Consider the following 15,219-nt stretch of genomic DNA (forward strand, 5'->3'; position numbering starts at 1 on the left):
ATATTTTGAACTAGGCCATGACTGTATTATCATCCTTCAAGCTGAAATGAACTTGAATATAAGCTGAAAGTTTCCTGAATACGTAAAATACCTTTACATTAAGGATTAAATAAGAAGAAATGAAAAAATTTCACCACTAGTTCTGGCTGCTTTCAGCAAATTTTCAGCATAATCGTAGATAATAGTAATAATTACAGCACAGGAGGTATTAAAAAGGTGAATTCTCTTAAAGGAATTAAAATATTGTTAGTGGATGACGAGCCACACATTTTACAATTTTTAGAGATAGGATTGATGAACGAAGGATATGAGGTAAAAAAAGCTGCTGATGGAATAAGTGCTATTAACTTGGCACAAGAATTCCAGCCACATGTAGCAATCTTAGATGTAATGATGCCTGGCATCGACGGGTTTGAAGTGTGCCGTATGATTAAAAAAAGTGGTTCTCACACTTCTGTGATCATGCTTACTGCAAAAGACGAAGTGGATGATCGGGTGAAGGGACTGACGTTAGGAGCAGATGACTATGTCATAAAACCGTTCAGTTTCGATGAGTTACTTGCTCGTATACACGCTCGTCTTCGCAATCAATTTCCGAATCTGTTCGGAGAGGTAATTTACGGTCCATTTAAAGTAGATGATCGTAGAAAAGAATTACTATTTAACGGTAAAGTTTTGGAACTTTCTCCAACGGAATATGAACTGCTTAAATATATTGTAATCAACCATGGAATTGTATTAAGTAAGGGCATGATACTCGATAAGGTATGGGGCTATGATTTTCAAGGAGATGAAAATATTGTAGAGGTGTATATTCGCTCACTCAGGGAAAAATTAAACGATAAGGAACACCAACTCATTCGTACGATTAGGGGAGCGGGTTACCGTGTGGATTTACCATGATTAGACGTATTACTTCTTTTATAAAAAAGGTGCTTTTGCCTCGCTCTCTGCGCCGTCAACTCCTAACGAGAACATTATTTATTTTATCTCTTATTCTTTTGAGTATTGGTCTTTTGCAATATTGGGTGATGAAAGACTTTCTATATAACAACGAGGCTGAAACATTACGAGCAAAGATGATGTCTTTACCGCCAGAAATAGATTTACTTCCCTTTGATTCACAAAATAAAGTAGAAAACCATCCTGAACCTAACCGACCAAAATTCCTGTTTTCACAAGATATTTCACTTGCAGTTATCGGAAAAGACGGTCGTTATGAAGATCTCGCAGAGAGTACTGGAATGTCCTCTCCAAAGCTGTCAAACAAAGATTATACAAAAATATTAGAACAGTTCTCGAGTCATAAAAAAATCGAATATAGAGTAGTACGTAATAAGGAAGGAATAGAACAATTAATAGTATTTAGACCAATTCGAGGCATTCCTGATGGTTCGGATGGTAATTTAGATCAAGCTCCTAATTATATTCTTCAAATCGGAACAGATACTGCTCCTTTACGTGATGTTCTATTTCAGCAACTACTTACCTTCATTGTTCTGTCCGGACTTGCTCTAATTGCCGGTTTAGCACTATATTTACCGGTTCTGAAAAAAACACTTGTCCCTCTTTCTAACATTGTAAACGCAGTGAAAAATACAAATGCGGGTAATTTAGCCGAGCGCCTGCCCACACATCAAGGGCAAGAGGAAATTGATCGTTTATCAGAAACATATAACGGCATGTTAGAACGATTGGAGGCATCCTTTGAGTATGAAAGGGAAACAAAAGAACAAATGAGGCGTTTTATCGCCGATGCTTCTCACGAACTAAGAACACCGCTTACGTCAATTCATGGTTTCTTAGAAGTGTTATTACGAGGTGCAGCAGATCGCCCTGAGCAGCTTTATAATGCTTTAAATAGTATGCATGGTGAATCAAAGCGCATCATCAAGCTAGTAGAAGATTTATTATTTCTTGCAAAGATGGACCGTGAGCCTGGACTACATTTATCGGAAACCAATATTACTAAACTTATTCGGCAGATGGAGCCGCAATTAAGCGTTTTGGGAGGAAACCGACAGATATCATACGATCTAACAGAAGGCATAAAAGGGAATTATGATGCCGATAAGATTAAGCAAGTGATTTTAAACTTATTTCACAATGCAGTTCAATATACTGACCCTGTTAGAGGAAAAATAACAATTTCTTTAATGGTCTTGTACAATCAAGTGGAAATATCAGTACAGGACAATGGTTCGGGCATAGAATCAGAAAATCTTCCCTATGTATTCGATCGTTTTTATCGAATACATAGTTCTAGAACAAGGCAGCATGGTGGAGCCGGTCTAGGTCTCTCTATTACCCAAGCCATTGCTCATGCACATGGCGGAACGGTATCTGTAAAGAGTAAAGTTGGAGAAGGAACTACATTTTTTGTTTATCTCCCGCTAACATAATATATCATCCTCCTCTTTGAATGTTATATTTCAGTCTGTTATTAGAAAAAGGAGAGCACCACGGCTCTCTCCTTTTTCTTAAACTTATCTTGACTCTTATGAAGAATAAATTCTTCATATTACTTGTACTTCTATTAATTAAGAACTTTCCATTGAATTGAACAACTTATTATGAAATGTCATGCAGAATATCCCTTTCTTTTGTATTGCTTTAGCATATAAAATTCTTTATACAAACAGACAGAAAAATCGAAATAAATATTTGACATTTATTTCAACTCAGCATAAAATAAAAATAAATATTACGAACCTCGAAATATACGGGAGTGGAAATAATTGTTGCAATATGAACATTTTTTAGACTTACTGCTAGATAACGCCAAGAAGCTTTTCTATCCAGAAGAATGGGTAAGCCTTGATTTATCACTTTCTAAAACGGAAGTCTTCTGTTTGTTATGGATGGAGCGAAATACAGATATTACGATGACGAAAATCACCGAACTTCTTGATATTCCAATGAGCACAACGACGGGTGTTGTTAATCGTCTTGTCAAAAAAGGATATATTGAGCGCTATCGTAATGAAAGTGATCGACGTATTGTATTAATTCGCTTAACAGAAACTGGCATACAGCTCACCCAAGAAGTGAAACAAAATGCGGCTCACTACTTTAGCATTGTGACGGAAGCTTTATCAGAGGAAGAGAAAGCATTCTTACTACAAATCTTCCAAAAGATTATGAACCACATCGCTACGTCACAACAAAAAACAGAAGAAAAACTTCCTTCACCTAAGATAAAAAACATTCCGATTGAATAAAGCCCTTTATGGGTTTTTATTCAGAAATATATTTCGACATTCGTAATATTCGACTACCGAAACAAAGGGGATATAAATATGAGAATTCTTTTGTATACAGGTAAAGGCGGCGTAGGGAAAACTAGTATTTCAGCAGCAACTGCACTTCAAAGTGCAAAAAAAGGCTTAAAAACATTAGTCATGAGCACAGATCCTGCTCATAGTTTAGGAGATTCATTTGGCATAAAATTATCTTCTGATCCACAAGAAATTCGTGAAAATTTATGGGCGCAAGAAATCAATACAATTTATGAAATGGAAAAGGGCTGGGGAAAATTACAAAAATATATTACGTTGCTGTTCACATCAAAAGCTGCTGATGATATTACAACGGAAGAATTAACGATGTTTCCTGGCATGGAAGACTTAATTAGCTTACTCCGTGTACTCGATTACTATAAACAAAAAACATATGATGTCATCATTATTGACTGTGCACCAACTGGAGAAACTCTTGCCATGTTAAGCTTTCCTGATATGCTCGGCTGGTGGATGGAAAAACTCTTTCCGATTAAAAGAAAAGTTTTAAAAGTTGTCCGTCCTGTTGCACAACCACTTCTGGGAGTCCCTCTTCCTACTGATGATATTATGGATGAATTAACGAATACGCTTGAACAGCTAGGAGAAATGCGTGATATTTTATCTAACCGGGAAGTGACAAGTATTCGCGTTGTTGTAAATCCAGAAAAAATGGTTATTAAAGAAGCTCAGCGTAGTTTTACCTATTTGAATTTATATGATTACAACGTGGATGCGATCATGATTAACCGAGTCATCCCTGATACTGTTACCGACTCCTACTTCCAAGCGTGGAAAGATGCTCAAAAGAAATATAAAATATTAATTCAAAATAGCTTCCAACCACTTCCTATTTATGAAACCCCAATGTTTGAACAAGAAGTAGTTGGCTTACCTATGCTAGAGCGCGTAGCAGATGCTTTATTCAAAGGTGATGTAGAACCAACTGCCGTAAAATTCAACGGGCGTACACAATATGTAAAAAAAGATGGCGATGAATATATTTTTGTCCTCTCTATTCCATTCTCTGATAAAAGTGAATTATCGTTAAATCAAAAAGGTGATGAACTCATCATTCGCGCCGGTTCTGTTAAACGTAACATTACGTTACCTAAAACGTTAACACATTTATCCATTCAAGGAGCGAAATTTGAAGGGGATGTACTAAACATTCATTTTGGAGGTGTGGTTCATGCGTGAGGAATTACTACGACACATCATTCGTAAGAAATTAGAGGTTGGAATGTATATCCTAGGCGAACTACCACCCCCAGTTCAACAATCTGCTAACAAGATGCTAAATATATTACAAGAGGAGCTTTCTTCTTATAAGCAAGAAAAAACACAAAATACGAAAAGCAACTTACAAAGTATTACGATTGAATAATAACGGAGAAGGCCTCTTCTTAGGGGCTTTCCATTCCTTTATGCGGGGGTGATGTATTTGATGAAAACACCCAGTATTAAAATTCCTTCTACTAATCGTATAATTTGGTTTATCCCTTTATTATTTTTCATTCATAATTTTGAAGAATCTATTCGTATGCCTCAGTATCTCACTGATCAATTCTCTATCAACTTCATAAGTCATCAGCAATTTATGATAGCCATTTGTATATTATCAATCCTTGTTCTACTCTTTATTGTCCTATATCAAATCCAAATTATATCGTCTATTTACTGGATTCTTTTCATACAAGGTGCTATTTTCTTTAATGCGGTTCAACATACGATTTTATTTTTCGTTTATCGCTCTTACAATCCTGGGACGATATCAGCATTTGTGATTGTACTATTTTCATTCTACTTATTTTCCTTAATAAGAATAAGAGTTCAAAAAAAGAAACTAGTCCTTACACTTGTTTGCAGTTTACTCTCCTGTCCTGTTATAATCTGGATTACCTTATTTTCAGCTAGTTTCTTTACTTAATCCAATAAAAAAAGACCAGGAAAACTCCTGGCCCTTTCACTCTACCTAACAGACATTGGATTTTATATTATACAGAATTGGAAGGTACAAAATTAGGGTATCGTCTGTTAGGTATGATTATATGTTGAACGAGCTAACAGCGGAGGGGTTCCTACTGTTAGTTCGTTAAACCCGATATTATTTTACGATTTTCTCTAACTCTTCAAGTGAAAGGTCTACTGAAATCGCACCATCTTTTGTTTCTTTCTTAACTGCTTCTACTACTTCTTTTGAATGGTACAATTCAATCACTTTTCTGATTGTTGGATCATTTCTATCTTTCGTACGAGCCGCAAAGATATTAATATAAGGCTTCGCATTTTCATTTTTTGGATCCTCTAAGAAAATAGGATCCTTCGCTGGGTTTAAACCAGCTTGACCTGCAACACCATTATTAATAACAGAAGCTGCTACGTCTTTTAATACACGTGGTGTTTGCTGTGCAATTACCGGAGTAATTTTTAATTTTTTTGGATTTTCAGCAATACCACTTGGATCACCAAATAGACCAAAGTCTTTTTTCAATTTCAATAATCCAGCTGCATCAAGGAGTTTTAATGCACGCGCTTGGTTTGTTGGATCATTGGGAATTGCAATTTCTGAACCATCTGGAATCTCATTTGGTTTTTTATATTTTTCAGAGAATAATCCCATTGGTGCAATTTGTGTTGTACCAACAGCTGTAATATCTAACTTATGTTCCTTTTTAAACTGCTCTAAAAAAGCAATATGTTGGAATGAGTTCAATTCGATATCCCCATCAGCTAATGCTTTATTTGGTGTTGTATAATCCGAAAACTCTACAAGTTTAACTTTAATTCCTTCTTTTTCAGCTTTCTTCTGAAGAATAGTCCAAGCGTCTCCATCCGTTCCTGTTACACCGACGCGAACTACTTTTTCTTTTGCATCAGCTCCACAGCCGCTTAATACCGATACGCTAACCAACGCTGATAATGCAAATGCTAATATCTTTTTCATTTTCTTTCCCTCTCTTCCCTTTATGATCTATGTAAGAATACTTTAGCGAAATAGTTTCCTAAGTTTTGTGCAATTTGTACAAGAATAATAAGTAATACAACTGTCACGAACATAACCGATGTATCAAAGCGTTGATAACCATATGTCATTGCTAAATCACCAAGACCTCCGCCGCCGACAAGACCAGCAACTGCTGAAAATTCGATTAAGCCAACCGTCATAAACGTAACGCCTAAAATTAATGGTGCTAACGCTTCTGGAACAAGAATTTCAAAAACAATTCTTAGTGGTGATGCTCCCATCGCTTGCGCTGCTTCAATCACTCCTTTTGGAACAGAAACAAGATTTGTTTCTACCATTCTTGCAATTCCAATTGAAGCAACCAGCGTCATTGGAAAGATTGCTGCTGCCGTTCCGATTGTTGTTCCGATAACAGTACGCGTTAAAGGACTTAAAGCTACTAAAAAGATAATAAATGGGATCGGGCGAATCGTATTAATGAAAATATTAAGAATAGAAAAAACCAGTTTGTTTTCTAAGAAATTCCCTTTTCTTGTCACATATAAAAGTAAACCTAGGGGTATACCAAGTATTGTGGCAAATATAAGGGTTACAATTACCATCAAGAGGGTATCTCCTGTTGCATCTAAAATGCGTGGCCAAAATACACTCCAATCAACTCGCATAACCTTCAACCTCCCTCAGCTCAACCTGCAATCTTATATGTTGCAGCGCTTTTTGAATTTCTTTCTGTTCACCTTGCAGTTCTACGAGAAGATTTCCAAATAAAACGCCTTGCAGTTCAATAATATTTCCATAGAGTACATTTATATCCACATTATAGTTTTTAGCAATATACGATAATAATGGCTGCCCCGTCTCTTCACCTGTAAATGTTAAGCGGTAAATCTGTCCGCCATTTTGAATTTTCGTAAGTACACTTTCCGGTAAGTGGTCGTTAACAACAGAGCGAACAAAATTTTGAGTCGTCTTTGTTTTTGGCTTCGTAAAAACATCAAATAGCGTTCCTTCTTCAATTACTTTTCCTTTTTCCATAACAGCTACGCGGTGACAAATTTCTTTCACAACTTGCATTTCATGTGTAATCAGAAGAATTGTTAAATTGTATTCCCTGTTTACTTTCTTTAATAGGTTTAAAATTTCTGTTGTTGTTTCAGGATCCAATGCAGATGTTGCTTCATCACAAATGAGAATATCCGGTGATGTCGCAAGTGCTCTCGCAATCCCTACGCGTTGTTTCTGACCACCCGATAGTTGTTCTGGATAGTAGTTTGCTTTATCTTCTAATCCAACAAACTTCAGCAGCTCATTTACTCTTTCTTTTATCTCATTCTTTGGTAATTTCGCTAATTTCAATGGATAAGCAATATTCCCAAACACTGTTCTCGAATTAAATAAATTAAAACTTTGAAAAATCATTCCGATTCTTTGTCTTAGCTTTCGTAACTCTTTCGTTGATAAGGAAGTAATATCTTTATCATCTATTGAAATCGTTCCCGCTGTCGGTCGTTCTAACATATTCACTAAACGTAACAGTGTACTTTTTCCAGCACCACTAAAACCAATAATGCCAAATATCTCACCTTTTTTAACTGATAAGGTTACATCTTCAACAGCGCGAACTGTTTGACCACCTGATTCATATACTTTACTTACATTTTCAAAAGAAATCATTTTCTTCCCTCCTATATGCTGTAACAACTTGAAGCAGAGCCTTGAGGTAAAATAAAAAGCGCCCTTCTTCTTATCCATAATAAAAATAAGAAGAAGAGCACTTATATACTCATTCACATCTTCTCATCTTCCAAGCCTATTAGAGCTTGCTGGAATTAGCACGGTATTAAAAAAACCCGTTGCTGAGGTATCATAGGGCCAGTCCCTCCACCTCTCTGGATAAGAGTGTATCGATTTAATTGTCATTTAATTAATTCTTATTATAAAACTCTGAAAAGTAAGAGTCAACACAAACATTCTAAAATATATTAATTATTTTTCTATTGAAATTTTCAAATAAAATCAGAACACTTTTTCATTACAAAGGAATGAATTTTAACCTTATGTAAAATTCTTCTTCACGCACTCTTTCAGAAAGGAAAATATCCTCTACTAATTGAATAACATTACATGAATACGAAATAAAAACGGAGGACGATAGATGATATGAAAACAGCCCTGTTACTCGTTGACATTCAAAATGATTATTTCCCAAATGGAAGGATGGAATTACGTAACGCAGTAGAAGCTAGCGAGTATGCAAGTCAACTACTTCAGCATTTTCGAGAAGTGAATCAACCTATTTTTCATATCCAACATGTATCTACTAAAGAAAATGCTACTTTTTTTCTCCCTAACACAGAAGGCGTTCACATCCATGAAAATGTTCGTCCATTAAAAGATGAAACGGTTATCCTCAAACACTATCCAAATAGTTTTCGAGAAACTAGCCTTCTAGAGCAATTGCAACGCTTAGAAATTCAACATGTCATTATATGCGGAATGATGACACATATGTGTATTGATGCTACAGCAAGAGCTGCTTTTGATTTAGGCCTTCAATGTACGATTGTGCACGATGCATGTGCTACAAAAGATCTCCTATTTAAAAATGCTACTATTCCTGCTGTTTATATTCACAATACAATTTTAGCAAGTTTGAATGACGTATATGCAGATGTCATGAGTACAGAAGAGTTTTTAAGTTTTAGAAACTCGATCTGAAATAAAAAATCATGTCTCTCACAGACGGAGACATGATTTTTTATACTGTTATTCACAGGTTACCATAACTTGAAGTCTCCCGAACTTGTTTTTACTTTCACCTTATTTTCCTCTGTACCAACTTTTATTATTCCGTATCATTCGATAGACGTCTGTTTTTTCTTAATTTTCTACACTTCATTCCATCATAATTTGTTACAAGTTACGTTACTAAAATAAAAAAACACCACTTTCAGTGAGCAAAACCGAAAGTAGCGTCCTTTTGTCTAACCATAGATTTTCTTTCAAATTGTATTATACAGGAAATTCAAAAAATTAATACAGAAAAATATGACGAATGAATTAAATTTTCTAATGGTTTTGTTTCTTTTCATATTTTAAAGAAAATAACAATTTTCCAATCAACATCTTTCTTACATAAAAAAACCTTCCCTATTAGAGGAAGGCTTTTTCATCTATTTCTTACAGAGTTTCAGAAGTAGTTTTTGCTTGCATGTGAAGTGCTAAATAGTCAGGTCCACCCGCTTTAGAGTCCGTACCAGACATGTTAAAGCCACCGAATGGTTGGTAACCTACGATTGCACCAGTACATCCACGGTTAAAGTATAAGTTACCAACGTGGAAATCTTCACGCGCTTTTTCGATATGTTCACGGTTATTAGAAACAACTGCTCCTGTTAAACCGTATTCTGTGTTGTTTGCAATTGCAAGTGCATGATCAAAGTCTTTTGCTTTACAGAATGCTACTACTGGCCCGAAGATTTCTTCTTTCATTAGGCGAGCATCTTCTGCAACGTCAGCAACGATTGTTGGTTGGATGAACCAGCCTTTAGAGTCGTCACCTTCGCCACCTGCTACTACTTTACCCTCTTCTTTACCGATTGCAACATAGCTCATTACTTTATCAAATGCAGCTTGGTCATTAACTGGTCCCATGTTCATTCCTTTTTCAGCTGGGTTACCTACAGTTAATTCTTTTGTTAATTCAACAGCACGATTTAATACGTGATCGTATACATCTTCGTGGATTACTGCACGAGAGCAAGCAGAACATTTTTGTCCTGAGAATCCGAATGCTGATGCAACGATAGATTTTGCTGCTAATTCAAGATCTGCTTCTTTATCAACAACGATTGTATCTTTACCGCCCATTTCAGCGATAACGCGTTTTAACCAAATTTGACCTGGATTTACTTTTGCTGCGCGTTCGTAAATACGAATACCTACATCGCGTGATCCAGTGAAACTAATGAAACGTGTACGAGGGTGGTCTACTAAGTAGTCACCAACTTCAGATCCGCTACCAGGGATGAAGTTTACAACACCTGCCGGTAAGCCTGCTTCTTCTAACACTTCCATAAATTTCGCTGCTACTACAGGTGTTGTACTAGCTGGTTTTAGTAATACTGTGTTACCAGAAACTAATGCAGCTGTTGTCATACCTGCCATAATTGCGAATGGGAAATTCCAAGGAGAAATGATAACACCTACTCCTAATGGAATGTAAGAGAAACGATTATATTCAATTGGACGGCTTTCTACTGGAATACCGTCTTTTAACTTCAACATTTGACGACCATAATATTCCATAAAATCGATTGCTTCTGCTGTATCAGCATCAGCCTCATTCCATGGTTTACCTGCTTCTTTTACAAGAATAGCAGAAAACTCATGTTTTCTACGACGAACGATTGCGGCAGCGCGGAATAAAATGTCTGCACGCATTTCTGGTTTTGACTTTCTCCAAGTTTGGAATGTTTCATCCGCCACTTGCATTGCTTTTTCAGCTAATTCACGGCTTGCTTTTGAAACACTGCCCACAACTTCTTCTTTATTCGCAGGGTTTACAGAAACGATTTTCTCGTCTGTAGTGATCTTTTCTCCCCCGATAATTAATGGATAGTCTTGTCCAAGATAAGATTCTACTGTCTTTAAACCTTCTTCAAACGCTAACTTGTTAGCCTCTACTGAAAAATCTGTAAATGGCTCATGTTTGTATGCTACTACCATTCCTTTTAGCCTCCCCTTAGAAAAACGTTTACATTTTACAACATTATTCTACACGATAATTTAGATTTATTCAAATATTCCTAGACTTATATTTTAAAAATTAATTAATTTTTAAAATATAATAAAAAAAAGAAAAGCTTCATACATACGTATGAAGCTAAATAATATGAGCATATTCCATAATATTTTTTCCAATTAATAGAATTGTTACTAATAAAAATAAGGTACGAACATATCCAACACCTTTTTGCACAGCAAACTTCGATCCTAAATATGCTCCTAAAATCATAGATAACCCCATAATAATACCGTATTCAAAATGAATAATATCTAAAAATAAAAATGTAATTAAAGATACAATGTTACTAACGAAATTCAAAACTTTTCCAGATGCAGCTGCTCGAATAAAATCCAAACCAATTAATAAAAATGCAAAAATTAAAAAAGATCCTGTCCCCGGTCCAAAAAATCCATCATAAAATCCTACAATTAAAATAACGAAGTAAAACATTAATGCTTTTCCTTTTGTCATCTTTTTATAGGTGGAAACACTTCCCCAATCTTTTTTTACAATAATATAAATTGCAATAAATACCAACATAACCAGTACGAGTGGACGTAAAATATCTGGTGGAATAAATTTTACAACTAAAGCCCCTGCAATAGCTCCAATAATAGTTAATGGGATTAACTTTCCTACTATACGAAAGTCAACTTTTTTGGAACGAATGAAATAAATTGTACTTGTTAACGACCCCATCGTCGAAGCTAACTTATTTGTTGCAATTGCCGAAGCTGGCGGCAATCCTACAAACATAAGTGCCGGAAGTGAAATGAGCCCCCCTCCTCCAACAACAGAATCAATAAATGAAGCCAAAAATCCAAAAGCAACGAGTAATACGATAATCTGTAAGCTTAACTCATCCATGTCTTTTCTCCTTACCCCTTTTTGTTCACAACATTAGAAATTATAACAAAATTTCGGAATAAAAAAAGCCGTTCCATATAGGAACAGCTCTTATTCTTAATCTAAAATTTTCACAAATGGTTCATCCTGCTTCGCATCACGAATAATAATCGCTTCTGGGCGTTCAACAGATTTAATTGTCACCTGTACTTTAACATAGTTCGGGAAGTATTGCATAACAAGTCCCGCCACGTATTGCGTGAATCCAATTACTTCTGCTTTTCCATTAAATTGGACAGGAATTTCAACCTTCATTTCTTTTAATTGATCATCTTTATAGAATCCTGTTCCTACAACAGCTGTATAATCGCCTTTGAAATACTCGCTCAATTTTGCTTTAAAGTTTTCTACAGTTGTGTAATCTTCACGCACATCCGTTTTTGCTGATTCAGAAGGAAACAAGTAATATTTTTCATTAATTGCTTTCCAATCCCCTATTTTATCGCTACCTTTATCTACTTGAACGTACGATACGAATTTCCCTGGTACGAGTGCCGATTTTGCTCCTTGACGATAAATTGCAAACGTAATTGGGACATTTTTCAAGTCAGGATTTTTCTGTTGCATCAATGTTAAAATCTCTTGCGCCATGCGTTTACCTTCTTTTAACATGTCGTCTTCTGAAATATCAGCTTCACGCGGATACCCATGTTCTTCATTAAAATAATGAACTGAATTCATCGCTAGACCAACAACAACTCCACCCAATTCAACTTGATCACCTTTGCGCGCATAATAATCATGCTCTAAAATATTAGAAAGATAGATTTTACTTTTCTTGTTTCGAACCTCTAATGATTCTGATCCTCCTTCTAATGGTGGATTCAATCCGATGTTAGGAATTTTATCAGCTTCTTTTTTGCCAAGCTTCTCCTCTAACTCTTTTTGCTCAGCATCTGTGCGCTTTCTCTTTACAAGCATTTGAGCTGTGTCTTTGTCTAAATATTTACCACCTTGAAACAAATAATCTTTCGTACTAAATGATTCTTTTGCAATGCGCATTAATCCTGTTTCAAATTCATCTATATCCAGACGGCTATTTAACTGTTGTACAGCTAAACCACGTGCAGAACCTGATTCAAATGGCACCGTTGTTTTGTAATACTCATCAGAAATAGAATATTTCGGAACAATCGCTTGTTCTTTTGAGTTGCCCGATTTCTCAACAACTTTTTCTTCTTTTTTTATACTCGTGCTACATCCACTTACAAGTAGACCTAGGCTTAATACCGCTAATGCTATTTTTTTCATGGTAAGTTTGCACCTCTTACTTATTCAGCTCTTGTAAGAACCTCTCTTCATTCCAAACCTCAATATTATGTTTCTTCGCTTGTGCTAATTTTGATCCTGCCGCTTCACCGGCAACGACTAAATCAGTACTCTTACTTACACTACCTGTTACTTTTCCACCTAGCTCTTCAATCTTTTTCTTCGCTTCGCTACGCCCCATAACTTCTAGTTTTCCTGTTAAGACGATTGTTTTTCCAGCAAAGTAAGACGCAATATTTTGTAAATCAGCACGCTTTATGCCTTTGTAAGTCATGTTAACGCCGTACTGTTTAAATTGTTGTAATAATTCTAACACGTCGTCATTATCAAAGTACGTTACGATCGATTGGGCCATTTTCTCGCCAATTTCATTAATCTTTTTTAACTCTTCTTCTGTTGCTTTTACAAGGTGGTCCATCGTTTCAAAATGCTCAGCTAACGTGCGAGCAGCTTTTGCACCGACATGACGAATACCCAGTCCAAATAATAGACGCTCTAACGAATTTTCCTTAGAAGTTTCAATTGCTTGTACTAATTTAGAGGCTGATTTCTCACCAAAACGCTCTAATTGTAACAATTGTTCCTTCGTTAATGGATATAAATCGGCAAATGTCCGAATATAATCCGCTTCAAAGAGTTGTGTAATAACACGCTCTCCGAGTCCATCAATGTTCATTGCATTTCTTGAGACGAAATGAATCAGCCCTTCACGAATTTGCGCTGGGCATGCTGGATTAATACAACGAAGAGCTACCTCTTCTTCTAAACGAACAAGTTCACTGTCACAAGCCGGACAATGGGTTGGCATACGATACTCTTCTTCTTCACCAGTACGTTTATCGATAATAACGTTAACTACTTCTGGAATAATGTCTCCAGCTTTTTTCACAACAACGTAGTCGCCAATTCGAATATCTTTTTCACGAATTAAATCCTCGTTATGTAGAGATGCACGGCGGACAATTGTTCCTGCCACTCGAACTGGCTCTAGTTCTGCAGTCGGTGTCACAACACCTGTACGTCCCACGCTCAGTTCAATACCTGTTAATCTCGTTACAACTTCTTCTGCCGGAAACTTATAGGCAATTGCCCAGCGTGGACTCTTTGCTGTTGTTCCTAAACTTTCTTGCAAGGCTACATCATCTACTTTAATTACAATCCCATCGATTTCATAATCAAGATTTGGACGCTTTTCCTGCCATTCTTCTACATAAGCGATTACGTCTTCAATTGTTTCACAAGTGCGGCGGTTTGGGTTCGTTTTAAATCCAAGCTCGCCTAAGAAGTCTAGTGACTCACCATGGGATGCAATCATCTTTTCTTGCACATCAGCAAGGCCATACACAAACATTGACAAATTACGCTTTGCGGCAACTTTTGGATCAAGCTGACGAAGTGATCCTGCTGCTGCATTACGAGGATTAGCAAAAACAGCTTCACCATTTTGTTCTTTCTCTTCATTTAATTTTACAAATGAACGCTTTGGCATATATGCCTCGCCGCGCGCTTCCAATGTTACTTCTTCTTTCAAACGAAGAGGAATCGCTTTAATTGTTTTTAAATTTTGCGTAATATCTTCACCAGTTACGCCATCACCACGTGTTGCCCCTTGAATGAAGCGTCCTTTTTCATAATGAAGGGAAACCGCAAGACCGTCAATTTTTAGTTCACATATATATCTTACATTTGAACCATCAATTCCTTGACGCACCCTGCGATCAAAATCACGTAAATCACCTTCATTAAAGGCATTACCTAAACTTAACATCGGTGATTTGTGCGTTACTTTTTCAAATATATCAAGCACTGCTCCCCCAACTCGAACGGTGGGAGAGTCTTCTGTTACAAATTCTGGGTTCTCTGCTTCTAATTTTATAAGCTCCTGCATATCGCGATCATATTCCGCATCAGAAACAGAAGGATTGTCTAATACGTGATATTGATAGTTAAATGCATTCAACATATCACGAAGTTCTTCTATACGCTGCTTCGCCTCTTCTTTTGACATA

At 36.3% G+C, this 15,219-nt stretch carries 14 protein-coding genes and 1 riboswitch; of the genes, 7 read left to right on the forward strand and 7 right to left on the reverse strand.

Annotated features, from left to right (window positions below; all coding sequences use genetic code 11):
- Positions 1-216: 216 nt before the first annotated feature.
- From J4P91_RS21425 to J4P91_RS21450, 6 genes are all read left to right on the forward strand, one after another.
- Positions 217-903, forward strand: a complete 687-nt coding sequence (locus tag J4P91_RS21425) for a response regulator transcription factor (RefSeq protein WP_017154194.1) — start codon at positions 217-219, stop codon at positions 901-903.
- A complete protein-coding gene (locus J4P91_RS21430) occupies positions 900-2,402 on the forward strand; it encodes a sensor histidine kinase (RefSeq protein ID WP_207995760.1) in 1,503 nt (500 codons plus the stop codon). Before J4P91_RS21425 ends, J4P91_RS21430 begins: the two co-directional genes overlap by 4 nt.
- Before the next feature lie 336 nt (positions 2,403-2,738).
- Positions 2,739-3,221: a MarR family winged helix-turn-helix transcriptional regulator gene (locus J4P91_RS21435; RefSeq protein ID WP_017154196.1), complete on the forward strand. Its 483-nt coding sequence runs from the start codon at positions 2,739-2,741 to the stop codon at positions 3,219-3,221.
- 78 nt (positions 3,222-3,299) lie between these two features.
- Positions 3,300-4,478 (forward strand): ArsA family ATPase, encoded by a 1,179-nt coding sequence (locus J4P91_RS21440; RefSeq protein WP_207995761.1) that lies wholly within the window; start codon positions 3,300-3,302, stop codon positions 4,476-4,478.
- Complete coding sequence (locus tag J4P91_RS21445) at positions 4,471-4,665, forward strand: DUF3926 domain-containing protein (protein WP_017154198.1); 195 nt, start codon at positions 4,471-4,473, stop codon at positions 4,663-4,665. Before J4P91_RS21440 ends, J4P91_RS21445 begins: the two co-directional genes overlap by 8 nt.
- A 57-nt stretch (positions 4,666-4,722) precedes the next feature.
- Positions 4,723-5,208, forward strand: coding sequence for an HXXEE domain-containing protein (locus J4P91_RS21450; protein WP_081584786.1), 486 nt, complete (start codon positions 4,723-4,725; stop codon positions 5,206-5,208).
- 177 nt (positions 5,209-5,385) lie between these two features.
- On the opposite strand, the gene J4P91_RS21455 is transcribed toward J4P91_RS21450, so the two are convergent.
- The 3 genes from J4P91_RS21455 to J4P91_RS21465 are packed head-to-tail and all read right to left on the reverse strand — an operon-like array spanning position 5,386 to position 7,920.
- The gene (locus tag J4P91_RS21455; RefSeq protein WP_207995762.1) at positions 5,386-6,225 is read right to left on the reverse strand and encodes a MetQ/NlpA family ABC transporter substrate-binding protein; all 840 of its coding nucleotides are present in this window, start codon (positions 6,223-6,225) and stop codon (positions 5,386-5,388) included.
- 20 nt (positions 6,226-6,245) lie between these two features.
- The gene (locus tag J4P91_RS21460) at positions 6,246-6,911 is read right to left on the reverse strand and encodes a methionine ABC transporter permease (RefSeq protein WP_017154200.1); all 666 of its coding nucleotides are present in this window, start codon (positions 6,909-6,911) and stop codon (positions 6,246-6,248) included.
- Complete coding sequence (locus J4P91_RS21465; protein WP_207995763.1) at positions 6,901-7,920, reverse strand: methionine ABC transporter ATP-binding protein; 1,020 nt, start codon at positions 7,918-7,920, stop codon at positions 6,901-6,903. The genes J4P91_RS21460 and J4P91_RS21465 overlap by 11 nt, the downstream gene beginning before the upstream one ends.
- 120 nt (positions 7,921-8,040) lie before the next feature.
- A riboswitch (SAM riboswitch) is annotated at positions 8,041-8,146 on the reverse strand.
- Between the two features lie 260 nt (positions 8,147-8,406).
- On the opposite strand from J4P91_RS21465, the gene J4P91_RS21470 reads away from it, so the two are divergent.
- A complete protein-coding gene (locus tag J4P91_RS21470; RefSeq protein ID WP_207995764.1) occupies positions 8,407-8,964 on the forward strand; it encodes a cysteine hydrolase family protein in 558 nt (185 codons plus the stop codon).
- Between the two features lie 462 nt (positions 8,965-9,426).
- Here the strand turns inward: J4P91_RS21470 and pruA are convergent, their stop codons facing one another.
- The 4 genes from pruA to ligA form a co-directional block, all read right to left on the reverse strand.
- The gene (gene pruA / locus J4P91_RS21475) at positions 9,427-10,974 is read right to left on the reverse strand and encodes an L-glutamate gamma-semialdehyde dehydrogenase (RefSeq protein ID WP_207995765.1); all 1,548 of its coding nucleotides are present in this window, start codon (positions 10,972-10,974) and stop codon (positions 9,427-9,429) included.
- Between the two features lie 157 nt (positions 10,975-11,131).
- Positions 11,132-11,902, reverse strand: coding sequence for a TSUP family transporter (locus J4P91_RS21480; RefSeq protein WP_017154205.1), 771 nt, complete (start codon positions 11,900-11,902; stop codon positions 11,132-11,134).
- Between the two features lie 96 nt (positions 11,903-11,998).
- The gene (locus tag J4P91_RS21485) at positions 11,999-13,192 is read right to left on the reverse strand and encodes a CamS family sex pheromone protein (protein ID WP_017154206.1); all 1,194 of its coding nucleotides are present in this window, start codon (positions 13,190-13,192) and stop codon (positions 11,999-12,001) included.
- A 16-nt stretch (positions 13,193-13,208) separates the two neighbouring features.
- Positions 13,209-15,218, reverse strand: a complete 2,010-nt coding sequence (ligA, locus tag J4P91_RS21490; protein ID WP_207995766.1) for an NAD-dependent DNA ligase LigA — start codon at positions 15,216-15,218, stop codon at positions 13,209-13,211.
- Between the last annotated feature and the right edge of the window lies 1 nt (position 15,219).

The organism is Bacillus sp. XF8 (assembly GCF_017498755.1).
GTDB lineage: Bacteria > Bacillota > Bacilli > Bacillales > Bacillaceae_G > Bacillus_A > Bacillus_A bingmayongensis.